The sequence below is a fragment of the Pseudomonas sp. FSL R10-2964 genome, from assembly GCF_009600035.1.
Lineage (GTDB): Bacteria > Pseudomonadota > Gammaproteobacteria > Pseudomonadales > Pseudomonadaceae > Aquipseudomonas > Aquipseudomonas bubulae.
Map to the genome: position 1 here is coordinate 1 of NZ_WIWH01000036.1, position 22,298 is coordinate 22,298.

The 22,298-nt window shown below is 57.8% G+C and carries 18 protein-coding genes and 1 pseudogene; 8 read left to right on the top strand and 11 right to left on the bottom strand.

What is annotated here, in order from left to right:
- Together GHN92_RS18625 and uvrD are read right to left on the bottom strand one after the other, a co-directional pair.
- Window positions 1-189, bottom strand: a pseudogene (locus GHN92_RS18625) (hypothetical protein); the annotation flags it as partial.
- 263 nt (window positions 190-452) lie between these two features.
- A complete protein-coding gene (uvrD, locus tag GHN92_RS18630; protein WP_094999547.1) occupies window positions 453-2,636 on the bottom strand; it encodes a DNA helicase II in 2,184 nt (727 codons plus the stop codon).
- 193 nt (window positions 2,637-2,829) lie between these two features.
- Between uvrD and GHN92_RS18635 the strand changes: the two genes are divergently transcribed.
- The 3 genes from GHN92_RS18635 (at window position 2,830) to GHN92_RS18645 (ending at window position 5,810) form a co-directional block, all read left to right on the top strand.
- On the top strand, window positions 2,830-4,365 hold the full coding sequence (locus GHN92_RS18635) for a bifunctional diguanylate cyclase/phosphodiesterase (RefSeq protein ID WP_095024793.1): 1,536 nt from the start codon (window positions 2,830-2,832) through the stop codon (window positions 4,363-4,365).
- A 156-nt stretch (window positions 4,366-4,521) separates the two neighbouring features.
- Window positions 4,522-5,388: a transcriptional regulator HexR gene (gene hexR / locus GHN92_RS18640; protein ID WP_094999545.1), complete on the top strand. Its 867-nt coding sequence runs from the start codon at window positions 4,522-4,524 to the stop codon at window positions 5,386-5,388.
- 209 nt (window positions 5,389-5,597) lie between these two features.
- Window positions 5,598-5,810, top strand: a complete 213-nt coding sequence (locus GHN92_RS18645; protein ID WP_094999544.1) for a PA3496 family putative envelope integrity protein — start codon at window positions 5,598-5,600, stop codon at window positions 5,808-5,810.
- Here GHN92_RS18645 and GHN92_RS18650 read toward each other — a convergent pair.
- A complete protein-coding gene (locus tag GHN92_RS18650; RefSeq protein WP_094999543.1) occupies window positions 5,752-6,714 on the bottom strand; it encodes a LysR family transcriptional regulator in 963 nt (320 codons plus the stop codon). The two genes, GHN92_RS18645 and GHN92_RS18650, sit on opposite strands and share 59 nt — an antisense overlap.
- Before the next feature lie 190 nt (window positions 6,715-6,904).
- Here GHN92_RS18650 and GHN92_RS18655 point away from each other — a divergent pair, with 190 nt between their 5' ends.
- From GHN92_RS18655 to GHN92_RS18670, 4 genes are all read left to right on the top strand, one after another.
- Window positions 6,905-8,320, top strand: coding sequence for an acetyl-CoA carboxylase biotin carboxylase subunit (locus GHN92_RS18655; protein ID WP_016782925.1), 1,416 nt, complete (start codon window positions 6,905-6,907; stop codon window positions 8,318-8,320).
- 11 nt (window positions 8,321-8,331) lie between these two features.
- Complete coding sequence (oadA, locus tag GHN92_RS18660) at window positions 8,332-10,140, top strand: sodium-extruding oxaloacetate decarboxylase subunit alpha (RefSeq protein WP_094999542.1); 1,809 nt, start codon at window positions 8,332-8,334, stop codon at window positions 10,138-10,140.
- A 210-nt stretch (window positions 10,141-10,350) separates the two neighbouring features.
- The gene (locus tag GHN92_RS18665) at window positions 10,351-11,676 is read left to right on the top strand and encodes a type II toxin-antitoxin system HipA family toxin (protein WP_095026794.1); all 1,326 of its coding nucleotides are present in this window, start codon (window positions 10,351-10,353) and stop codon (window positions 11,674-11,676) included.
- Complete coding sequence (locus GHN92_RS18670; protein ID WP_095026795.1) at window positions 11,673-11,948, top strand: helix-turn-helix domain-containing protein; 276 nt, start codon at window positions 11,673-11,675, stop codon at window positions 11,946-11,948. Before GHN92_RS18665 ends, GHN92_RS18670 begins: the two co-directional genes overlap by 4 nt.
- Before the next feature lie 55 nt (window positions 11,949-12,003).
- Here GHN92_RS18670 and GHN92_RS18675 read toward each other — a convergent pair whose 3' ends face one another.
- The 3 genes from GHN92_RS18675 to GHN92_RS18685 are packed head-to-tail and all read right to left on the bottom strand — an operon-like array spanning window position 12,004 to window position 13,784.
- Complete coding sequence (locus GHN92_RS18675; protein WP_153380774.1) at window positions 12,004-12,684, bottom strand: GNAT family N-acetyltransferase; 681 nt, start codon at window positions 12,682-12,684, stop codon at window positions 12,004-12,006.
- A 14-nt stretch (window positions 12,685-12,698) separates the two neighbouring features.
- A complete protein-coding gene (locus GHN92_RS18680; RefSeq protein ID WP_094999540.1) occupies window positions 12,699-13,148 on the bottom strand; it encodes a GNAT family N-acetyltransferase in 450 nt (149 codons plus the stop codon).
- 6 nt (window positions 13,149-13,154) lie between these two features.
- Complete coding sequence (locus GHN92_RS18685) at window positions 13,155-13,784, bottom strand: FMN-binding negative transcriptional regulator (protein ID WP_095017943.1); 630 nt, start codon at window positions 13,782-13,784, stop codon at window positions 13,155-13,157.
- A gap of 89 nt (window positions 13,785-13,873) precedes the next feature.
- Here GHN92_RS18685 and GHN92_RS18690 point away from each other — a divergent pair, with 89 nt between their 5' ends.
- Window positions 13,874-15,430 carry a PLP-dependent aminotransferase family protein gene (locus tag GHN92_RS18690; protein WP_153380776.1) on the top strand — a complete coding sequence of 519 codons (1,557 nt, stop codon included), beginning with the start codon at window positions 13,874-13,876 and terminating at the stop codon, window positions 15,428-15,430.
- Window positions 15,431-15,531: 101 nt separating this feature from the next.
- Here the strand turns inward: GHN92_RS18690 and GHN92_RS18695 are convergent, their stop codons facing one another.
- The 5 genes from GHN92_RS18695 to aspA form a co-directional block, all read right to left on the bottom strand.
- The gene (locus tag GHN92_RS18695; RefSeq protein ID WP_095020581.1) at window positions 15,532-16,563 is read right to left on the bottom strand and encodes a histone deacetylase family protein; all 1,032 of its coding nucleotides are present in this window, start codon (window positions 16,561-16,563) and stop codon (window positions 15,532-15,534) included.
- Window positions 16,564-16,703: 140 nt separating this feature from the next.
- Window positions 16,704-17,696 carry an AraC family transcriptional regulator gene (locus GHN92_RS18700; RefSeq protein ID WP_153380778.1) on the bottom strand — a complete coding sequence of 331 codons (993 nt, stop codon included), beginning with the start codon at window positions 17,694-17,696 and terminating at the stop codon, window positions 16,704-16,706.
- A gap of 180 nt (window positions 17,697-17,876) precedes the next feature.
- Window positions 17,877-18,881 carry an asparaginase gene (locus GHN92_RS18705; RefSeq protein ID WP_094999535.1) on the bottom strand — a complete coding sequence of 335 codons (1,005 nt, stop codon included), beginning with the start codon at window positions 18,879-18,881 and terminating at the stop codon, window positions 17,877-17,879.
- A 56-nt stretch (window positions 18,882-18,937) separates the two neighbouring features.
- Window positions 18,938-20,359, bottom strand: a complete 1,422-nt coding sequence (locus GHN92_RS18710) for a sodium:alanine symporter family protein (RefSeq protein WP_094999534.1) — start codon at window positions 20,357-20,359, stop codon at window positions 18,938-18,940.
- Between the two features lie 496 nt (window positions 20,360-20,855).
- Complete coding sequence (aspA, locus tag GHN92_RS18715) at window positions 20,856-22,280, bottom strand: aspartate ammonia-lyase (protein ID WP_094999533.1); 1,425 nt, start codon at window positions 22,278-22,280, stop codon at window positions 20,856-20,858.
- Window positions 22,281-22,298: the final 18 nt, after the last annotated feature.

The window sequence follows — 22,298 nt, forward strand, 5'->3', positions numbered from 1 at the left end:
TGCTCCAGCTGCAGCCCCGGCGCCTGCGGCACCGGCAGCCGCCGGGGCTGCAGCTGGAGCAGCTTGACGCGTTTGGTGGCTAGGCGCTGCACCCGCGCTTTTGCCGCCACCGAAGCGCTTGGCGTTCGCGTCGATGCTCATCGTCAAGCCGATGCACAACGCCATGGCGATGCTAAGAAAACGTTTCATAAGGGGTTCCCATTTGTGGATATCACGCGCGCCATGTTGCACAGATGAGTTGTGACTGGCTAGCGGTGAAGTGTTTCGGGCTTTTGCTTATTTGTTTGTAGGGCTAGGATTTATTTTGCGTAGGAGGACATGTGGGAGCGAGCCTGCTCGCGAAAGCGGTGTATCAGCCAACAATAATATTGACTGATGCGCTCTCTTCGCGAGCAGGCTCGCTCCCACAGCGGTTTGCCTTACCTTATTCCCGCCAAGCTGTCGGGTTGCTGTCAGACCGCCTCAAGTTTGGCGTAGCCCATCATCAGCCATTTGCTGCCTTCGCTGAAGTTGACCTGTACCCGTGCCTGGGCACCTGCACCCTCGAAATTGAGGATGACGCCTTCGCCGAAGACCGCATGCTTGACCATCTGGCCGAGCTTGAATTCGGTTTCCGGGATTTCCGAACCACCAAACAGGGTGCTGGCGCTCTGCTTTTGACCGCCGCCGAAAGGGCGACTGACACTGTTGGATAGTCGGACTTCCTGGATCAGACCCTTTGGTACTTCGCGTACGAAGCGTGAAACCTTATTGTAGGTTTCGCTGCCGTACAGGCGTCGGGTTTCTGCGTAGGTCATCACCAGGTTTTGCATGGCGCGGGTAATGCCTACGTAGGCCAGGCGTCGTTCCTCTTCGAGGCGACCGGGCTCTTCCAGGCTCATTTTGTGCGGGAACAGGCCTTCTTCCATGCCTACCAGGAACACGTACGGGAACTCCAGGCCTTTGGCGCTGTGCAGCGTCATCAGCTGAATACCGTCTTCATGCTCTTCGGCCTGGGTATCGCCAGCCTCCAGTGAGGCATGCCCGAGGAAGGCGGCCAATGGCGACAGCTCTTCGTCTTCGTCATTGTTCTCAAAGTTGCGTGCTGCGCTGACCAGCTCCTCAAGGTTTTCTACCCGGGCCTGGCCTTTTTCGCCTTTTTCCGCCTGATGGTAGGCAATCAGCCCGCTTTGCTCGATCACGGTTTGCGTCATCAGATGCAGAGGCATGTCCATGACTTTTGCCGCGAGGTTTTCGATCAGTTCCATAAAGCCGGCAATGGCACCCGAAGCACGGCCCGGCAGGGCTTTATTGGCGATCAGCTGGCGCATTGCTTCCCACATCGACACGTCGCTGTGACGTGCGTGTTCGCGAATGGCTTCGACGGTTTTTTCGCCAATGCCGCGGGCAGGTACGTTAATCACCCGCTCCAGCGCCGCATCATTGCCGCGACCTTCGAGCAGGCGCATATAGGCCATGGCATTTTTGATTTCCGCGCGTTCGAAGAAGCGCTGGCCGCCATAGATGCGGTAAGGGATGCGCTCGCGCAGCAAGGCTTCTTCAAGCACTCGCGACTGGGCGTTGGAACGGTACAAGATGGCGATATCGCTATGGGCGATGCCGGTTTTCAGAGCGCTTTCGATGGTTTCGACCACGTAGCGCGCTTCGTCATGTTCGTTGAACGCGGCGTACAGATTGATGGCTTCGCCTTCGCCGCCGTCAGTCCACAGCTCTTTGCCCATGCGCCCGGTGTTGTTGGCAATCAGGGCATTGGCCGCTTTGAGGATGCCCGCCGTGGAGCGGTAATTTTGCTCCAGACGAATGGTCTCGGCATCCGGGAAGTCGGTTGAGTACTGATAGATGTTTTCGATTTTTGCGCCGCGCCAGCCGTAGATCGACTGGTCGTCATCACCGACCACCATCAGGCTGTCGCCGCCCTGGGCCAGCAACCGTAGCCAGGCATATTGCACGGCGTTGGTATCCTGGAATTCGTCTACCAGGATGTGCCGGAAGCGTTTCTGGTAATGCGCCAGCAAGCCCGGGTTGTCGCGCCACAAATCAAGGGCACGCAGCAGCAGCTCGGAAAAATCGATCACACCGGCGCGTTGGCACGCGACCTCATAGGCCTCGTAAATATTGCGCATGGTGGCCAGGAACAAGTCGCCGCTGGCCTGGATATGTTTGGGGCGAAGGCCTTCGTCTTTTTGACCGTTGATAAACCACTGGGCCTGACGTACGGGCCAGCGCTGTTCATCCAGCCCCAGCTCACGGATCACACGCTTGACCAGGCGTTGCTGGTCGTCGCTGTCGAGGATCTGGAATGTCTGGCTAAGGCCGGCTTCTTGCCAGTGAGCCCGCAGCAGACGGTGAGCCAGGCCGTGGAAGGTGCCGACCCACATGCCTGCCGGGTTGATACCCATCAACTGCTCGATGCGGTGGCGCATCTCGGCAGCGGCCTTGTTGGTGAACGTCACCGACAGCACAGAGTGCGGGGACGCGTTTTCGACCTGGATCAGCCAGGCGATACGGTGCACCAGCACACGGGTTTTGCCGGAACCAGCGCCGGCCAGGACCAACTGACGCCCGACACTGGCCGTGACGGCCTGACGTTGGGCATCGTTGAGAGAATTTAACAAGAGAGAGAGATCATCGCGCATCGGGGCATTTTAGGGGCTGTTGGTGTTTCATTGCTAGCTGCGTGGCCGCCTTGGGCCGAGCGGTCAAAAAGCCGGACAATAAATGTGCCTGGCTGATTTCATCCATTTAATAGCGCCTGTGCGTTTGGTCACGGGCATTGCTTGTGTATGCTCGGGCGACTTTTTGGCTCATCTACTGATAAGAATTTCGCCGATGGTTCAGAGTTTAAATTCGCCGGGTATTTTTTTCGGCATAGGCATCGGTTTTTTCCTGCTGGCGGGCGGTCTGGGATGGCAGGTCAAGCGGATCAGGCAACGGCGCATGGTGCGCCGCTTGCGGCATCAAGGTTTGCGCGAAGATTTGCAGCAAGCCAATGTCCGTAGTGAGCAACTCAATACCGAGCTTGCCTATGAGGTCGAGCAACGCCGTTTGAGCGAAGCGCGGGTGCGCCACCTGACCCGTTTTGATGAGCTGACCGGGCTGGCCAACCGCCTTCTGTTCAAGGAACGCCTGGAGGAGGCTAGCCAGCGTGTACGCCAGGGCTCGTGTAACCTGACGTTGCTGCACATCAATCTCGATCGTTTCAAATTGCTCAATGACAATTTCGGGCATGAGCTGGCGGACCATGTGCTGCAAAAAATGGCCGAACGCATCACCAAGGCCTTGCCTGAGGCCGACACCATTGCGCGCCTGTCGGGTGATGAATTTGCAGTGCTGTTTGATGCCTATAACAGCCTGACCAGCCTGGCGCGGGTCGCGACCCGGCTGCTGGACAAGCTCGGTCGGCCGCTGGTGGTGGATGGCCATGAGCTGGTCATCAGTGTGTCAATGGGCATCAGCATGTTGCCCGACAGCGCGCGCGATATTGCCAGCCTGGTCCATCAGGCCAACAAGGCCATGCAGCAGGCCAAGCACCTGGGCGGCGGCAGGTTTCAGTTCTACAGTGACAGCCTGCATGGCAGCTCCCTTGAACGGCTGCAGCTGGAAAACCAACTGCGCAAAGCCATTAGCGAACGCCAGCTCAACGTGTTCTATCAACCCAAGCTGTGCCTGGCCACAGGGCGTCTGCACGCCGCCGAAGCGTTGGTGCGCTGGGATCACCCGCAACTGGGTAATGTGCCGCCAGGCAACTTTATTGTCCTTGCCGAAGAGACCGGCCTGATCAGCGCCATCGGTGAATTTGTACTGCGCGAAGCCTGCCGGCAAGCGTGTGAATGGCAACGAGCAGGGCTGGCGCCAATACGGGTATCGGTGAACTTGTCGGGGCATCAGTTGCGCCAGGGCAAGCTGGTCAGCCTGGTGCGCCAGGTACTTGAAGAAACCGGGCTGGCGCCGCACTGCCTGGAACTGGAACTGACAGAAAGCCAGTTGCTCGACAATGTTGAATACGTCATCGCTACCTTCCAGCAATTGCATGAACTGGGGGTGAAGCTGGCAATCGATGATTTTGGCACCGGCTATTCATCGCTCAGTTACCTCAAGCGATTTGCGGTGGATTACGTAAAAATCGATAAAACGTTTATTCACGGCGTGGGCCGTTGCAGCGAAGACGAGGCCATCACCCTCGCAATTATCGCCATGGCCCACAGTCTGGGCCTTAAAGTGGTGGCAGAAGGCGTTGAAAACGAGGCGCAGCTGGCATTTCTCAAGACTCGCCAGTGCGACGAAGTGCAGGGCTATTTGATCAGTCGTCCGATAAACGCAGTGCAATTCAGCGATTTACTGCGTAACGGTGTAGTGGTCTTGTAGTGCCAAAAAGGCTACATGGCCCTCAAGCGGCTTGAATCAAGGGAGATAACTGGATAGTTGATGGCGTATTGGCTGGGCAGAAAACGAATTCTTGTAGTATAACTACAAGATTGCTACATCCCCGGCGCCCGCCGCTTACAGACCGAGTCCTGCCCTTTGAACCTGCTGCAACATATTGCCCAGTCACGCCACCTGTTACGTAAATCGGAACTCAAGGTCGCCGATCACGTGCTGCTTGATCCTGCGGCTGTAATGCACAGTTCCATGGCCGACCTTGCCCACAGTGTCGGAATCAGCGAGCCGACCATCGTGCGTTTTTGCCGGGCGATAGGCTGTTCCGGGTTTCAGGACCTGAAGCTCAAGCTGGCGCAAAGCCTGGCGGCCGGTGCCAGTTTTGGTCAGTTCGCGATCCATGAAGACGATTCGGTAGCGGACTACAGCCTGAAAATTTTCGACACCACGCTGCATACCTTGATGGACGTGCGCGAGAAGCTCGATCCGATAGCGCTGCAGCGTGCCGTGACAGCCATGTCGCAAGCGCAGCGTGTCGAGTTTTATGGGTTTGGTGCCTCGGGCGCGGTTGCGGCGGATGCCCAGCACAAGTTTTTCCGTCTGTTGCTGACCGCGGCGGCCTATTCCGACCCGCATATGCAAGCGATGTCGGCCGTGACCTTGAAGCCTACCGACGTGGCGATCTGCATTTCCCAGTCGGGCCGTTCCAAAGACTTGCTGATCACCGCCAACCTGGTGCGTGAAAGCGGCGCGACCCTGATTACCTTGTGCCCGAGCCAGACGCCGCTGGCGGAGCTGGCAACCGTCAATCTGGCGATCGATGTGCATGAAGACACCGAAATCTATACCCCGCTGACCTCGCGTATTGCCCACCTGGTAGTGATTGACGTGTTGGCAATGGGTGTTGCCATGGCCCGAGGCCCGAGCCTGGTCAACCACCTCAAGAGCGTCAAGCGCAGCCTGCGCAGCTTGCGCCTGTCGCCTAAATCACTGAAAAGCCACGAAGATTAAAAGCGCACAACATCTTCTGTGGGAGCGGGCTTGCTCGCGATAGGGAATGCCGCCGTGTGACAGACACACCGCAGCGCCTGAATCGCGAGCAAGCCCGCTCCCACGCAGAGCTCACATTCAGCGTTCATCCCCCTGTCATCCCACCTTCGCCAAGTCGTCATAAACAACGTGCATCGTAAAGCTCCCGTACACGCCTTGGGAGACTCGAAATGGCTCAGCCTTACGAAGAACGCAATAGCGCCGTCAAAACCCGCCGTCAGCAAGAAGACCAGCGCCGCATGGCCTTCCGTCGCGCGATTGAAGACCATACGAGCCAGCGCCAACTGCGTCTGGAAACCTCTGACTACCCTGACCTGGGGTCGATCAACTACTGGCAGTCTGCGTCGGCAAGTGACCGTCGAAGCGCTCAACCAACGCGCTGATTTGCAGGCGCTCACTGCGAATAAACCCCAGAAATGCATGCGCCACCGGTGACAGGCGCTTGGCCTTGGCCTGCACCACGCACCAGCTGCGATACAGCGGCAACTCCTCGACCGGCAGTTCGCACAGCAGGCCGGTCGCCAGCTCCAGGCTGACGGCGTGGCGGGTCAATAACGCCACGCCCAACCCGGCTACCGCGCACTCGCGCTGCGACTCGTTGGACGACACTTCCAGCGTCTGATTGAAGTGCACGCGCTTTTCCTTGAAATACTCCTCACACGCCATGCGCGTGCCCGAACCCTGCTCGCGCATCAGCAAGGTATAAGGCTCCAGATCCTGCAAATGCAGCGGACCCCGGTTACACAACGGATGATCAGCGGGAGCCACGGCCACAATCGGGTTGTTCAGAAACGGCAAGAATTCCAGGCCCATGTCCTGCGGCACCATCGACATGATCACCAGATCATCGCGGTTATCTGACAGCCGACGAACGGCCTGCGCCCGGTTGACCACCGTCAGTTGCAAATTGACTTCCGGATGCTGGCGCTTGAAGGCCGCAAACAGATGCGGCACAAAATATTTCGCGCTCGACTCTACGGCCAGTTTCAACTGGCCTTGCAATGACCCGAGCATGTCGGAAAGTTGCATGTCGAGGTTTTCCAGCCGGCCGAAAATATCCCGACTGGCCAACTGAAGCGCTTCAGCGGCTTCGGTCATGTACAGCTTTTTGCCGACGTACTCGAACAATGGTTGGCCAACCAGCTCTTCAAGCTGACGAATTTGTAGACTTACGGCGGGTTGCGTCAGCGACATTTCTTCTGCTGCGCGGCTGTAAGAACGCAAATCACAGACTTCGTTAAACACCTGTAATTGGCGAAAAGTGATACGCATCAATGACTTACGCATTTTTGTAAAATTATCCGAAGCGACAAGTGATCTGACTATAAGTTGTTACTTATGCACGACCCAAGAATTATTGATTTTTGTTTATCACTGCGTGGGTCTAGTGTGACGACACAACGGTTCAGACACATTTGGACACGTGCCGACCTGGTCTAGCAGGTCGTTTGTTCCATGGGCTTTAGGGAAAATCCAAGTGATAAAAAAGATCCTGATCGCCAACCGCGGAGAAATCGCCGTCCGCATCGTGCGTGCCTGCGCCGAGATGGGGATTCGCTCTGTAGCGGTCTATTCCGAAGCTGATCGGCATGCCTTGCACGTCAAGCGCGCCGACGAAGCACACAATATCGGCGAAGACCCGCTGGCCGGTTATTTGAATCCGCGCAAGCTGGTGAACCTGGCGGTTGAAACCGGTTGTGATGCTCTGCATCCCGGTTACGGTTTTTTGTCAGAAAACGCTGAGTTGGCTGATATCTGCGCCGAGCGCGGGATCAAGTTCATCGGTCCGGCCGCTGAAGTCATTCGCCGTATGGGCGACAAGACTGAAGCGCGTCGCAGCATGATCAAGGCCGGTGTGCCGGTCACGCCGGGCACTGAAGGCAACGTTGCCGACATCCACGAAGCCTTGATTGAAGGCGAACGCATTGGCTACCCGGTGATGCTCAAGGCCACCTCGGGTGGTGGCGGTCGCGGCATTCGTCGCTGCAACAGCCGTGAAGAACTCGAGCAAGCCTTCCCGCGGGTGATCTCGGAAGCGACCAAGGCCTTTGGTTCGGCCGAAGTGTTCCTCGAAAAATGCATCGTCAACCCCAAGCATATCGAAGCGCAAATTCTCGGCGACAGCTTTGGCAACGTGGTGCATCTGTTTGAGCGCGACTGCTCGATCCAGCGTCGCAACCAAAAGCTGATCGAAATCGCCCCGAGCCCCCAGCTGACCCCTGAACAGCGCGCCTATATCGGCGACCTGTCTGTGCGCGCAGCCAAGGCCGTGGGTTACGAGAACGCCGGTACCGTGGAGTTCCTGCTCGCCGAGGGCGAGGTGTACTTCATGGAGATGAACACTCGGGTGCAGGTGGAGCACACCATCACCGAAGAAATTACCGGCATCGACATTGTTCGTGAACAGATTCGTATCGCCTCTGGCCTGCCGCTCTCGATCAAGCAGGAAGATGTGCAGCATCGCGGCTTTGCCCTGCAGTTCCGGATCAACGCCGAAGACCCGAAAAACAACTTCCTGCCCAGTTTCGGCAAGATCACCCGTTACTACGCGCCCGGCGGCCCCGGTGTACGTACCGACACGGCGATCTACACCGGCTATACCATCCCGCCGTATTACGACTCTATGTGTCTGAAACTGGTGGTGTGGGCCCTGACCTGGGAAGAAGCGATGGACCGTGGTTTGCGCGCCCTCGACGACATGCGTCTGCAAGGGGTCAAAACCACCGCCGCGTATTACCAGGAAATCCTGCGTAACCCGGAATTCCGTAGTGGTCAGTTCAACACCAGCTTCGTAGAAAGCCACCCTGAGCTGACCAACTATTCGATCAAGCGCAAACCCGAAGAGTTGGCCCTGGCCATCGCTGCCGCCATCGCCGCCCACGCAGGCCTGTGAGGAAAAGAATAATGAGCAAGAAGATTTTCGTAACTGACACCATCCTGCGTGACGCCCACCAGTCGCTGCTGGCCACCCGCATGCGCACTGAAGACATGCTGCCGATCTGCGACAAGCTCGACAAAGTCGGCTACTGGTCGCTTGAAGTCTGGGGCGGCGCGACCTTTGATGCCTGCGTGCGTTTCCTCAAGGAAGATCCGTGGGAGCGTCTGCGCCAACTGCGTGCCGCCTTGCCCAACACGCGTCTGCAAATGTTGCTGCGCGGCCAGAACCTGCTGGGCTATCGCCATTACAGCGACGACGTGGTCAAAGCCTTCGTCGCCAAAGCAGCAGTCAACGGTATCGACGTGTTCCGCATCTTCGACGCCATGAACGACGTGCGTAACCTGCGTGTGGCCATCGAGGCGGTCAAAGCTGCCGGCAAGCATGCCCAGGGCACCATCGCCTATACCACCAGTCCGGTACATACCACCGAGGCGTTTGTGGCGCAGGCCAAGCAGATGGAAGCCATGGGCTGCGACTCGGTCGCCATCAAAGACATGGCTGGCCTGCTGACGCCGTACGCCACGGGCGAACTGGTCAAGGCGCTGAAAGCCGAAATCACTCTGCCGATCTTTATTCACTCCCATGACACCGCCGGTCTGGCTGCCATGTGCCAGCTCAAGGCTATCGAGAATGGCGCAGACCACATTGATACCGCGATCTCCAGCTTTGCGTGGGGCACCAGCCACCCGGGCACCGAGTCGATGGTTGCCGCGCTCAAAGGCAGTGAATACGACACCGGTCTCGATCTGTCGCTGCTGCAGGAAATTGGTATGTACTTCTACGCAGTGCGTAAGAAGTATCACCAGTTTGAAAGCGAATTCACCGCTGTTGATACCCGTGTTCAGGTTAACCAGGTGCCGGGCGGGATGATTTCCAACCTTGCCAACCAGCTCAAAGAGCAGGGTGCGCTGAACCGCATGAGCGAAGTGCTGGCCGAAATCCCGCGTGTGCGTGAAGACCTCGGTTACCCGCCGCTGGTAACGCCGACGTCGCAAATTGTGGGTACTCAGGCATTCTTCAACGTATTGGCGGGTGAGCGTTACAAAACCATCACCAACGAAGTGAAGCTGTACTTGCAAGGCGGCTACGGCAAGGCGCCGGGCGTGGTCAACGAGCAACTGCGTCGTCAGGCCATTGGCAACGAAGAGCTGATCGACGTACGCCCTGCGGACCTGCTAAAGCCCGAAATGGTCAAGCTGCGTGCTGAAATTGGTGCCCTGGCCCAGTCGGAAGAAGACGTACTGACCTTCGCCATGTTCCCGGATATCGGTCGCAAGTTCCTTGAGGAGCGCGCTGCAGGCACTCTGACCCCAGAAGTGCTGCTGCCTATCCCTGAGGCTGGCGGTGTCACCAAGGCGAGCGGTGAGGGCGTGCCGACCGAGTTCGTGATCGACGTTCACGGTGAGAGCTATCGCGTTGACATCACCGGTGTCGGCGTCAAGGCAGAGGGCAAGCGTCACTTCTACCTGTCCATCGACGGCATGCCGGAAGAGGTGGTGTTCGAACCCCTCAACGAATTTGTTGGTGGCACCTCAAGCAAGCGCAAGCAGGCCAGCGAGCCAGGCCATGTGAGCACGGCAATGCCAGGCAACATCGTTGATGTACTGGTCGCTGTAGGCGATGTGGTCAAGGCGGGTCAGTCGGTACTGATCACCGAAGCGATGAAAATGGAAACTGAAGTCCAGGCCGGCATCGCAGGCAAAATCGTCACCATCCATGTAATCAAGGGCGATCGCGTTAATCCGGGCGAAATTCTGATCGAAATCGAAGCCTGATACTGTCTTTGATGTAAACGCTTTAAACCTCGGGGGGGCATGTGCTCCCCTTTTTTTATGTCTGCATTTTAATGAAGATAATCAAAGGGGTTTACTCGTTTGTATGCATTTAAATGCAGTCAGAAAAAGAGGACTCCAGAAAAACTGCACTATAATGCATGCATATGATTATTTTTTGACGCCTATATGCATTAAAATGCAGGTGAAAGCATGTTTCAACTGACCCTTCAGCTCTACAGCGACGGCCAATGGCAGGACGCTATGATTTTGAAATTTCCAGAGCCTGAACAAAGCTTGAATGGGCCTTGTCGCTTTGCCTACACGCAGGGCTATCTGGTTGATCATCTTGAGGCTATCGACAACCCTTTTGCGTTGTCGGTTAGTGCCTGTGTGCCCCTTGAGTGGGATGCCCGACATCTGAAAAAAGCCCCGGCTTTCCTGCATGACATCGCGCCAGCGGGTGCTGCGAGGAAAATCCTGATCAAACAAATTGGCCGCGAAAAGCCCGAGCACTTGAGTGACGATTTGTTTTTACTTGGGCGAAGCACGCCCGGGCCCATCGGGCATTTGCGCATAAAAGAGTCGTATGAGCGGCTGGATAAGCGCCAGGCGTTGGGGTTTTCCCGCCAAGATGTGATCGTTCGCGACAACAGTTTTCTGGAGTACGCCCACGAACAGGGGGCGGCTATTGGTGGTGCAACAGGGGCCGGGGGAGAAGCTCCCAAGTTGTTGATGACAGAGGGGGTTGATGGCCTGCTTTACCCGGATGCAACTCTGGAAGATGCCCTCGTAAAACAACACTGGTTTATCAAGTTTGCACGCAACAAAGCGCTTGAGCGGGATCAGATAATCCTGCGCAGCGAGTTCCACTACTACAAAGCCCTGCAGGCGCTCGGGATTGAAACCGTACCGGTGCAGGGACTGGCGTTGGAGGAGGGCCGTAAACCAAGCCTCTGGATGCAGCGTTTTGATCGTAATGTCACCGCTCGCGGTGTTGAGCGCTACGCCGTAGAGTCGATTTACTCGCTTGCTCAAGTCACTGAACCGGGTAGCGCGATGACCCATCTTGAAGTGGTTCAATTGCTTGCAGGCCTTTGGGTGCGCGCGGGGCAGCAGGAGCAAATTGAGGATTTGGTCGCCGAATACCTGCGTCGCGATTTGATTAACAAGATTCTGGGCAATAGCGATAACCACGGTCGGAATACGGCGATTATTCGTGGGGCTGACTCGTTTCGGCTGGCGCCGATTTATGACCTTGCTCCGATGGTCATGGATGACGAAGGTATTACTCGAACCACTAAATGGCCGCTGGATATAGAGCGGGCAGGTGAGGTGAACTGGCGGGCGGCGTGTGAATCGTTAAGTGCAATTGCCAACCCTGACACTGTCTTTGAGCGCTTGCGCAGTAATGCTGAGCAGTTGAGGGCCCTGCCTGATTTACTTCGCGCTGCAGGTTTGCCGGAAATGACAATGAATCACCCACACATTGCGCTTAAAAATCTCGACCAGCGTTTGCGCGAGTGGGGTTTGAAATGACTCTGACTATTGATGCCCGCCAGCTCATCATCGAAAACATTGAGGCAGATTTGGCTCAGGGAAAAATCACCTTGGGCGAGGCGGTAAAGCGCTTTCGGGTTGATGTGACCGGATTGCAGCAAACCCAGTTTGCCCGCATGTGCAAAATCTCGGTGCGCACCTTGATTCAAATCGAGCACGACGAAGGCAACCCCACCCTTAAATCCTTGAATGCAGTTTTCAAACCCTTTGGTCTGCAAATGGGTGTAGTTCGCTTGCCGCGAAAATTTTGATCCCTTCTTGATACTAAAACGCCCGACAGTCCTTGTCGGGCGCATTGATTATTTTTTATACAGTTGATGCTCTGCATTCTTCCAGGGTCTTTATTTGGCCGCTTTCTGGTTGGTTATCCAGTGCCAGCCATTTTTCGAACCCTGCCGCTAGTGCAGGCCATTCCGTACTAATAATACTGTACCACGTGGTATCACGGTTTTTGCCTTTAACCACCATATGCTGGCGGAAAACGCCTTCGTATGTGTACCCCAATCGTACTGCAGTACGCTTTGATCTTGCGTTATCGTTGTTGCACTTCCATTCCAGACGCCGGTTGCCCAGGGCGAAGGCTTCCTTGGCGAGCAGGTAGACCGCCTCCGTGCTTTTCGGTGAGCGTTGCATGGGTGCGCCAAAGGCGACGTGGCCGATCTCGATACGCCCGTGCTCCGGGACGATGCACATCAGGCTAAGTAAGCCTTGTGCCTCACCGCTGGGCTTGTCGATAACGGCATAGAAATGTGGATCACGGCTATCGGCATGCTTTTGCAGCCAAGCGTCAAAGGTCGGACGCTCGTTAAATGGACCGTAGGGCAGGTAGTCCCACAGCTTGGGATCGGCCTGCGGCCCTTGTAAGGCTAGCCATAGTTCATCGCCATGACGTTCGGGGTCGAGCTTTTCCAGACGAATGAATCGCCCTTCGAGGGTGCGGGTATCCGGGGTTTTAGCCGCCAGCCAACGTTCTAGAGAGTCGGGCATTGCGCGTTCCTTATTTATGACAAGGTTTTGCGAAACTGAATAAAGCCGGGGCGCTCGCCAATGCGCTCATACAACTGAATAGCCGTGGCGTTGGTTTCCTGGGTGAGCCAATGCACTTTGCAGCAGTCCTTGGCGCGGGCGGCTGCGTATACATGCTCGATTAACTGACGACCCACCCCCTTGCCGCGCACATCGGGACTGACAAACAGGTCTTGAAGATAGCAGGCGTCTTTGATGCTCCAGTTGGTGCGGTGATAAACGCACTGCACCATGCCCACCGCTTTGTCGTCTTGCCAGGCCAGGGCCAGGGTGGTCGGTTCTGCCGGGTCGAGAAAACGCGCCCAGGTGGATTGGCTGATTTCGTCGGATAGCTCGGTTTTGTAGAAGCGCAAGTAAGCTTGCCAAAGTGGTAGCCACTGTTCGCGATCGGTGGCGGTGGCAGTTTTGATCTGGATTTGAGCCATTTTCAGTTATTCCTTAACCATTAAATGAGCGAGTGCGTGGTCTTGCGGGTTGGGGTTGGCCAGCAGGCCCTGGCGCACACCAGCCTGGTCGCGGGCGTCGCGGTTCTGGCTGAGTTTGCGTTTGCCTTGCAGGCGGGTGATAGGCAGGCGAAAGCCCACAATGGCCTTGAGCATGCTGTCGACATAGTCGGCGGGGGCGTCGCTGACAGCCCAGGGCGCGGGGCGATTGGCTTCATGCCTGTCGCTCAGGCGGCTGACCAGTGCCAGCAAACGTTCGGCATCATCGAACACCTCGGCCATGCCATAAGCGTGTACGGCCAGGTAATTCCAGGTGGGTACGGCTTTTCCGTGGTCGGCCTTGCCTGGGTAAAAGGTAGGGCTGATATAGGCCTGTTCGCCGGCAAAGATCACCAGTGCTTCCGTGCCTTGGGCCAGGTCCTGCCAGTGTGGATTGGCCCGGGCCAGGTGCCCGTACAATGTGCCGCACGGGCCTTCGTCGGGGTTCAACAGCATAGGCACATGACTGGCGAGCAGGCCCTGGCTGGCATGTGTGACCAGCACGGGCAGGGGGGAGGCCTGCATCTGCTGGTGCAGGATTTTAATGTCGTCTACGGCGAAGGCGCGGGGTACGTACATGGAAATTATCCTTGGCGATTGGCTTTATCCTAGGCAGGCTATTGGTTGGTTGTAAGAGCCATTAATGGTCAATTTCATAGGTCCAATCCATGAAGGATTCAGTTCTTTCCATCGCCTTCAACCCCGCCGGGATCGAGCTTGATCCCAAAAAGGGTCTGAGCCGCCAGCTGTATCTGGCATTGCGCCAACGTGTGCTGGATGGTCGTTTGAATGGCGGCTCGCGCTTGCCCGCCAGCCGTGACATGGCCGGTGCCTTGGGGATTTCCCGCAATAGTGTGATGCGGGCCTATGACCAGTTGTATGCCGAAGGATTTATTGAGGGGAGAGTTGGGGACGGTACTTATGTCGCCAAATTGCCAGAAAAAGCCCTGCCGCTAAAAAAGTTGTCCACCAACTTATCCACAGGCTTTTCAACAAGCTTATCCCCAGGGTTATCCACAAAACAGCCTGAAACACCTGTAATTACATCCAGTAAAGTTATCCACAGCACGGCTCTGAGCAGGGTTGCAACCCATGCATTGGACCTGCCACCCAGTGGTGTTCCCCGCGCATTTCGGGTGGGTGTTCCGGCGTTCGACTTATTCCCTTTCGAGGTATGGAGCAAGCTGCAGGCGGCTTTTTGGCGTAAGCCGGAGTTGCAGCACCTGTGCTACGGCGATCCTGCAGGTGATGAGCGTCTGCGTGCATTGATTGCGGCTTATTTGCGTACTTCACGAGGTTTATCGTGTACGGCTGAGCAAATTTTGATCACCAGTGGCGCGCAGCAAGGAATTAGCCTTTGTGCACAGCTGCTGGTGGAGCCGGGCGAAGGGGTGGCTGTGGAAAACCCCGGCTATCGCGCAGCTGCCTATGCCTTTGCGATTGCCGGGGCGAATGTGCAGGGCGTGGCGGTGGATCAGGACGGTATGGACTGTTCGGCGCTGGCGCATTTGAACAACTGTCGGCTGGCCTATGTGACCCCCTCCCATCAATACCCCAGCGGGGTCACCATGAGCCTGGCCCGGCGCCTGGAACTGCTGGCCTGGGCCGAGCGTACAGAGGGCTGGATTATCGAAGACGACTACGATGGCGAGTACCGCTATAGCGGTGCGCCGCTGGCCCCGCTGGCAGCACTGGACCGCAGCGGGCGGGTGATTTATGTCGGTACCTTCGGCAAGGTGGCGTTTCCGGCGTTGCGCCTGGGGTATCTGGTGCTGCCCAAGGGGCTGATCGAGCCGTTTGCCCGCCGGCGCTCGCTGGATATGCGCCATTCGGAGGTCGGCACTCAGGCGGTGATGGCCGAGTTTATGGCGGCGGGGCATTTTCAGCGGCATATACGGCGGATGCGTCGCGCGGCTTTGAGTCGCCGTGATGTATTGCTGGCCAACTGGCCACAGGGGTTGGCGGAGGTTGGGGCCATGCCGGGTATCGCGGCGGGCTTGCATGTGGCGGTGCCGGTGGCGAGTTTGGCTCGTGAGCAGCAACTGCTGGCGCAGGCCCGGGCAGTGGACGTGGAGATCAACGGGCTGAGCAGTTATTGGTTGCAGGATTCGAGTGAGCCTGTGGATAACCGCGCGGGATTGGTGTTGGGGTTTGCAGCGGTACCCGAAGTGGAGATCAAGGCGGCGCTGGAGCGGCTGGGCAAGGTGTGGAATGGCAGCCGTTGAACCTGTGGGAGCGGGCTTGCTCGCGAGGGGGCACCGCATTAATTCAGACAGACCGCACCGGCTGAATTGCGAGCAAGCCCGCTCCCACAGGAAGGGCTTGATCATTGCGCGCTTTCAAACCCCTCCAGCACATTCACCGCATTCACGCCGATTTCCTCTACGGCGTAACCACCTTCCATCACAAATAGTGTCGGTTTGCCCAGCCGCGCAATACGCTCACCCATGCGCAGGTAGTCCGGGCTGTCGAGTTTGAATTGGGAAATCGGGTCGTTCTTGAATGTATCCACACCCAGCGAAACCACGATTACGCCAGCGTCATAGCGCTCGATTTCAGCGCAGGCCAATTCCAGCGCCGCGCTCCAGCGATCCCATGCCGAACCCGCAGCCAGCGGGTAGTTGAAGTTGAAGCCTTCCCCGGGCCCTTCCCCCAGTTCGTCTTCGTAGCCCAGAAAGAACGGAAACTCGGCCTCAGGATGGCCGTGAATCGAGGTAAACAGCACGTCGTTACGTTCATAGAAAATCGACTGCGTACCATTACCGTGATGGTAATCAACGTCGAGGATAGCCACCTTGCTGTGGCCTTGATCGAGAAAGGCCTGGGCTGCTATGGCGGCGTTATTCAGGTAGCAGTAACCGCCCATCAAGTCGCTGGCGGCGTGATGCCCCGGTGGCCGGCAAAGTGCGAAAGCACTGTGGGCGCCGTTTTGAATTTCGGCTTGGGCAGTCAGGGCTACTTGCGCTGCACTGTAGGCCGCTTGCCATGTGCCCGCAGTAATCGGCGCTCCGCCGTCGAAGCTGTAATAGCCAAGTTGGCCATGCAGACTGGTGGGCAGAACGGCACGTAAAGTACGGGCAGGCCAGGTATAAGGCAGCAAGTCACCGTCGCGGCCATGTTGGGCCCAGCGGTCCCAGGCACCCTGGAAAAAGTCCAGGTAGGCCGCACTGTGAATCCGCTCGATAGGCCCGCGGCCGAAGTCTTGCGGGGCGCTCACTGGGCCGAGTTCACGGGTTTGTACACGTTGCAAAATATGGTCGGCCCGTGATGGCATTTCAAAGCAGGGCAACAGTTGCCCGTCCATCAACTCACAACGGCCATGATGCAGGTGGTGATCGTCCGAATAGATCGTCAGCATTGTCTTGTTCTCCCAGGGCATGAGCGGTTGGCTACAGTCTTGCGGCGCCGGGGGTTTGAGAGAACGGCAGGAGCGGCCAAAAGGAGATGTATGTGGCCAAAATGGTTGACCGTAATTGGCCCCTGCCTATCCCCTCTGAATCAGGCCCGGAACTGGCTGGGTGCAACCCCGCTCCAGCGCACGAAGGCATGGCGGAAGCTCGCGGTTTCACTGAAACCCAGGGTCTCGGCAATCTTGTAAATGGGCCATTCGGTTTCGTTGAGCAGCAGCTTGGCGCGCTCAAAACGCAGGTCATCGAGCAGCGTCTGGTAGCTGCAACCCATATCGTGCAAGTGGCGGCGCAGGGTGCGCGGCGAGCAGTTCATGTGCTCGGCCAGCCCTTCGAGGCCGGGGGCTGCATGCAGTTGTGCGGCCAGCAACTGGCGGATGCGTTCCAGCCAGGTTTGTCTCCCGGTGAACTCCAGATTCTGTTTGCGGCAACGCTCGGCCATCGCTTGATGGGTCACCGCATCGGCCAGTGGCAAAGGCTGGTCGAGCCATCGCTTGGCGAAGGCGAAAGCATTGCTGTCGGCATCGAACTGACGCGGGCAATCGAAGCTTTGCCCGTAGCTGGCGTGGTAGTCGGGTGCGCTGTGGATAAAGCGTGCACCCAATAGCGGCAGCGATTGGCCTAGCAAGTCTTCGCATATAACCTTGAGCGAAACCAGGCATAGCTCGGTATTGAACACCGCCATTTGCGGGCTCTCGGCATAGCCATTGGCACAGAACCGGACCTGTTCGCCATCGACCTCCAGGCTCAGCTCAAAAAGTGTTCCCAGCAGCGCCGGGTAGCGTAAAGCTAGACGCAATGCGTCACCTAAGGTGGCACTGGTGAGTAGGGCGTAACCGAGTATGCCGTAGGACGACACATGCATGCGTCGCCCTAGTTCAAGGCCGATTTCGCGGCGCAGAGCCACGGCATTGGCGCACACGCGCATTTCCTGATTAGTGGTGATGCGAGTGTCTGCACGGCTCAGGTCCGCCGCCCGAATGCCGCTGCCGGCCAGCAGCATCTCGCTGGGCAAGCCTTCTGCGTTGAAGGTGCTGAGCACCAGGGATACGGCGTTGAGCGTTGTGAGATGGGAGTGGAGCATGCTCGTTTCCTGCCTGGGAAGTGCAGGAAACGAGCAAGTTGCGTGCCGGGGGATGTACACCGAACCTGTAGCCGCTGCCGCAGGCTGCGATAAGAGCCGCAGGACCTTCAATCAAGGCGGGTCTGGTGCACAGTCCATCACAGCCTGCTACAGCGGCTACATAGGCCGGGTTATGGGCTTTTAGGCCAGCTCCCCGCACACATCCAGTTCGATCAGGCGGCGCACCTCGGCCAGCGGCAGGTCAGCGCCAAGCAAGGCATGCAGTTTGCCGAACACGGCCTCGCGGGTCATTCCGCCACCTGACAGCACACCCGCCTCACGCAAGCGGCTGCCAGCTTCGTACACGTCCAGTTCTACACCGCCTTCATGGCATTGGGTAATGGCCACGATCACAATGCCATTTTCCTGTGCCCGTTGCAGACTGGCGAGAAAGTCCGGGTTGTCGCCAGGGCCGGTGCCACTGCCGAAGCACTCCAGTACCAGGGCTTCGATCCCGCTGTTGAGCAAGGCATCGAGCTGGGCGGCGCCAATCCCTGGCACCAGTGGCAGCACGCCTACGCTGGCCTGGTGTTTGGGGTAGCTGTAGGCCAGTTCTGCCGGGAGGGTGCTGGCCCTGGTCCCGCCGCCGTTGCGTGTCAGCGTCACAAACGGGTTACGGCCAAAGCTGCGCACTTTGGCGCAGCGAGTTGGAGCCATCAGCTTGCCGTGGAAGTACAACTGCACGCCGTTAGGCTGGCCCTGGCCCAGCGCCTGCAAGGCACCGCTGATGTTTTCCCAGGCATCGCTGTCAGGTACGCCCGCTGGCAGCATGGAGCCGGTGAAGAGTACCGGTGCAGGCAAGCCCAGCAGTTGAAAGCACATCGCCGCAGCGCTGTAGGCCAGCGTGTCAGTGCCATGCAGGACCAGTACAGCATCGCAGCCATCCTGCTCGACGGCTTCGATGATCGCACTGCGCAGGCGTAGCCAGTAGGCAGGCGTCATGTTGGCGCTGTCGATCAGCGGGCTCATTTCGCGAAAGGCCCATTGCGGTACTTGCAGCTGCGGTTGGCTGGCCAGGTGCTCGCGCATGCGTGCCTCAAAACCCGAGGCTGGTGCCAGACCGCTGGCGCTGGCCTGCATGCCGATGGTGCCGCCGGTGTAGAGCACCATGACGTGTTGGCAGGTGTGATGAGTGGCTGCGGTCATTATTGAGTCTCCATAAGCAAAAACGCGGCGGTTCTGGAGAACCGCCGCGTCAAGTATCAGCGTTTTGTTTCGTCGACCTGGGCGGCCGGCTTTGGCGGCCAGGCCTTTAGATCGAGATCCAGATCCGGGAATTTACTGGAATCGAAGACAGGTGTCTTGATCCCCGCGCGGCGCTGGTCATCGTAGTCCTTGAGCACGCGCATGCAGATCTTGAACAGCATCGCCAGCGCAACCAGGTTAACGAAGGCGAGCATGGTCATGGCAATGTCGGCGAAAGCGAAAACCGTTTGCAGGTTTTCGATCGAACCCCAAAAGATCAGCACCAGTACCAGTGCGCGATAACCCATCAGTGCTTTGCGGCTCTCTCCAACCAAAAAGCGCAGGTTGTTCTCGCCCAGGTAGTAGTTGTAGAGCATCGAGGTGAATACGAACAGCGCCAGGGCCACGCTGATAAAGACACGACCCCATTCGCCGACCACGGCTGCCAGGGAGTTCTGGGTCAGGGCAATGCCGTCGCCTTCAAAACCTGGGGTGTAGAAGCCCGACAACAGAATCAGCAAAGCCGTACAGGTGCAGATCACAAAGGTGTCGAGGAATACGCTGAATGCCTGCACCACGCCTTGGGCGATCGGGTGCTCAACATCGGCCACGGCAGCCACGTTCGGGGCGCTGCCCAGACCGGCTTCGTTGGCGAAGACGCCACGTTTGACGCCCATCACGATTGCACTGCCGATCAGGCCACCGAACACAGGGTCCAGGCCGAAGGCGCTCTTGACGATATGGCCCAGCATGGCGGGTACGTGGTCGAACTGCAGTACGATCACATACAGGGTGACCGCAATATAGGCCAGGGTCTTGACCGGTACCAGCAGGTCGGCTACCGAAGCGATACGCTTGATCCCGCCGATAAACACCAAGCCCAGCAGGATGGCGATGGCCAGCCCCGAGTAGTTGACCTTGAAGCCGAAGGCGTCTTGCAGCGAGTGGGTCACGGCATGGGCTTGCAGGCCCATGAAGGCAAAACCGAAGGTGATCAGCAACAGCACGGCCATCAGTTTGCCCATCCACACTTTGCCCAGGCCGTACTTCATATAGAAGGACGGGCCGCCGCGCAGTTGGCCTTCCGAATCACGACGCTTGTACAGCTGGCCCAGGGAGCATTCGATCAGGCTGCTGGACATGCCGACCAGGGCGGTCACCCACATCCAGAACACGGCACCGGGGCCACCCAGGGTAACGGCAATACCGACGCCGGCAATGTTGCCCGCGCCGACACGGCCGGCCAGGCTCAGCATCAATGCCTGAAATGAGCTCAGCTCACCGGCGCTGCTGCGCAGGCTGTCTTTGAAAACCGAAAACATGTGCAGAAAGTAACGAAACTGAACGAAACGCGAGCGGATCGTGAAGTAGCCACCGAGCCCGACCATGAGCACGATTAGCACTTTCCCTGAGAGGAAGTCATTGATGACTTCAAGCATGGATTATTCCTCGCTGTTTTTATCTGATGGCAACACGGCCGGATCGAAATATCGCGTTACACCTGCTTGAGCAAGGTATAAACGTAGGCGATCAGTGTGACCCTGGCCATGTTGCTGCTTGGTTTACGATGCTGTTTCCGTGCTGACGATGGCCGCTGGTGCTGGGGCCGGGCACAGGAAGAGGGGCGGCACTATACCTAGGAGCGCAGGAAGCGTCTGCATAAGTGACTGAATTTTCATGTGTGAGTTGTCCGATATGGCTTTGTTTATTGTCAAATTGCCCTCACCCCAGCCCTCTCCCTGAGGGTCAAAGGGCTCGATTTGTGGCGTTAATCTGATCTGCTTTTGCCTTTAGTCTTCTCTCCCTCTGGGAGAGGGGGGAGGGGTTTCAAAATCCCAGGGCCAAAAAAAAGGGCCTGCAGACGTATCTGCAAGCCCTCAAAAGGTGAGAGGTGTCTAGTCCCTCGACCTGGTGAGCGTTGAGCGTGTTACAGCATCAGGCCTTGAGTGGCACCAGACGCGGAGCAATCATGTTTTCCGGGCGCAGGATGTCGTCGAGCATGGCGTCGTCGAGCAAGCCTTCTTCGCGCACCAGTTCCAGTACGCCGCGGCCGCTTTCAAGAGCGATACGGGCGATACGGGTGGCGTTTTCATAACCGATGTACGGGTTAAGTGCAGTCACCAGACCAATCGAGTGCTCGACCAGTTCACGGCAGCGCGCTTCGTTGGCCGTGATGCCGGTGATGCAGTGTTCGCGCAGCATGTCCATGGCGCGTTGCAGCAGACGAATCGAGTCGAAGATCTTGAACGCGATCAGCGGCTCCATAACGTTCAGTTGCAGCTGGCCACCTTCGGCAGCGATGGTCAGGGCCAGGTCGTTACCGATGATCTGGAATGCCACCTGGTTCACGGCTTCCGGGATAACCGGGTTGACCTTGCCTGGCATGATCGAACTGCCTGGCTGACGTGCTGGCAGGTTGATTTCGTTGATGCCGGTACGTGGGCCGCTGGACAGCAGGCGCAAGTCGTTGCAGATCTTCGACAGCTTGACCGCGGTACGCTTGAGCATGCCGGAGAACAGTACGAAGGCGCCCATGTCGGAGGTGGCTTCGATCAGGTCGGCCGCCGGTACCAGCGGGTGACCGCTGATGGTGGCCAGGCGGTTCACGGCCAGCATCTGGTAACGCGGGTCGGCGTTGATGCCGGTACCGATGGCGGTGCCACCCAGGTTCACTTCAGTCAGCAGCTCTGGTGCCAGGGTTTTCAGGCGAGCCAGGTCTTCACTCAATGTAGTGGCGAAAGCGCGGAACTCTTGACCCAGGGTCATTGGCACGGCGTCTTGCAGCTGGGTACGGCCCATTTTCAGGACGTGGCTGAACTCGGCGCCTTTGGCTGCAAACGACTGGATCAGGCTGTCGAGGCTGGCCAGCAGCGCGTCGTGACCCAACAACAAGCCCAGACGAATGGCCGTCGGGTAGGCGTCGTTGGTCGACTGCGCCATGTTGACGTCGTTGTTCGGGTGCAGGTATTGGTATTCGCCTTTCTGATGGCCCATGGCCTCCAGCGCGATGTTGGCGATCACTTCGTTGGCATTCATGTTGGTTGAAGTGCCAGCGCCGCCTTGAATCATGTCCACCACGAACTCTTCGTGGAAATCGCCGCGGATCAGGCGTGCACACGCTTCGCTGATGGCAGCGTGCTTGGCGTCGCTCAGATGACCCAACTCGCGGTTGGCGTCAGCAGCGGCCTGTTTAACCATGGCCAGGCCCACAACCAGCTTCGGGTAATGCGAGATCGGAACGCCGGAGAGACGGAAGTTGTTCACCGCTCGCAGGGTCTGGATGCCGTAATACGCTTGAGCGGGTACTTCGAGTACGCCAAGCAGGTCTTTTTCGGTACGGAAAGATGCAGCGGAGGACATGATAGAAATCATCTCGAT

Bases quoted from the DNA above. Each gene is read 5' to 3' on its own strand.
- uvrD (WP_094999547.1), bottom strand. From the start codon at position 2,636: ATGCGCGATGATCTCTCTCTCTTGTTAAATTCTCTCAACGATGCCCAA.
- GHN92_RS18635 (WP_095024793.1), top strand. From the start codon at position 2,830: ATGGTTCAGAGTTTAAATTCGCCGGGTATTTTTTTCGGCATAGGCATC.
- GHN92_RS18645 (WP_094999544.1), top strand. From the start codon at position 5,598: ATGGCTCAGCCTTACGAAGAACGCAATAGCGCCGTCAAAACCCGCCGT.
- GHN92_RS18650 (WP_094999543.1), bottom strand. From the start codon at position 6,714: ATGCGTAAGTCATTGATGCGTATCACTTTTCGCCAATTACAGGTGTTT.
- oadA (WP_094999542.1), top strand. From the start codon at position 8,332: ATGAGCAAGAAGATTTTCGTAACTGACACCATCCTGCGTGACGCCCAC.
- GHN92_RS18665 (WP_095026794.1), top strand. From the start codon at position 10,351: ATGTTTCAACTGACCCTTCAGCTCTACAGCGACGGCCAATGGCAGGAC.
- GHN92_RS18670 (WP_095026795.1), top strand. From the start codon at position 11,673: ATGACTCTGACTATTGATGCCCGCCAGCTCATCATCGAAAACATTGAG.
- GHN92_RS18675 (WP_153380774.1), bottom strand. From the start codon at position 12,684: ATGCCCGACTCTCTAGAACGTTGGCTGGCGGCTAAAACCCCGGATACC.
- GHN92_RS18680 (WP_094999540.1), bottom strand. From the start codon at position 13,148: ATGGCTCAAATCCAGATCAAAACTGCCACCGCCACCGATCGCGAACAG.
- GHN92_RS18685 (WP_095017943.1), bottom strand. From the start codon at position 13,784: ATGTACGTACCCCGCGCCTTCGCCGTAGACGACATTAAAATCCTGCAC.
- GHN92_RS18690 (WP_153380776.1), top strand. From the start codon at position 13,874: ATGAAGGATTCAGTTCTTTCCATCGCCTTCAACCCCGCCGGGATCGAG.
- GHN92_RS18695 (WP_095020581.1), bottom strand. From the start codon at position 16,563: ATGCTGACGATCTATTCGGACGATCACCACCTGCATCATGGCCGTTGT.
- GHN92_RS18700 (WP_153380778.1), bottom strand. From the start codon at position 17,696: ATGCTCCACTCCCATCTCACAACGCTCAACGCCGTATCCCTGGTGCTC.
- GHN92_RS18705 (WP_094999535.1), bottom strand. From the start codon at position 18,881: ATGACCGCAGCCACTCATCACACCTGCCAACACGTCATGGTGCTCTAC.
- GHN92_RS18710 (WP_094999534.1), bottom strand. From the start codon at position 20,359: ATGCTTGAAGTCATCAATGACTTCCTCTCAGGGAAAGTGCTAATCGTG.
- aspA (WP_094999533.1), bottom strand. From the start codon at position 22,280: ATGTCCTCCGCTGCATCTTTCCGTACCGAAAAAGACCTGCTTGGCGTA.